Source organism: Pseudomonas sp. 2822-17, assembly GCF_002742485.1.
Taxonomy (GTDB): Bacteria; Pseudomonadota; Gammaproteobacteria; order Pseudomonadales; family Pseudomonadaceae; genus Aquipseudomonas; species Aquipseudomonas cyclaminis.
On sequence record NZ_LJRZ01000731.1, the window covers coordinates 1 to 319 of the forward strand.

At 34.5% G+C, this 319-nt stretch carries 1 protein-coding gene; it reads right to left on the reverse strand.

The genetic code is table 11. From position 1 onward, the window contains the following. Positions 1-71: 71 nt before the first annotated feature. Positions 72-319: Fur family transcriptional regulator (locus tag AOA60_RS24005; RefSeq protein ID WP_143522553.1), on the reverse strand; the 248-nt coding region annotated here is incomplete at its 5' end.

Sequence of the window (319 nt, forward strand, 5' to 3'; positions counted from 1 at the left end):
TGATAAAGAGTATATACAAAACGATGGAGCTATTATTTAAAGGATAGCTCCATCGTTTTCATTATAAAAAGTCATCCATTACAATCATCACAACACCCGTATATTTCGAACTTATGTCCTGTTATAGTAAATCCAGGTGGGTTACCAAAAATGGAATCCATCGGACATATATTAATGACACTTACCTTCCCACATTTAGTACAAATAATATGATGGTGGTGATCATCCTCGCAAGAAAACCTGTAGACTTTTTCTCCATGTAAATCTGTCGTTTCTAATATTTCAGCCACTTCAAAGAAGGAGAGATTAAGGTAAACAG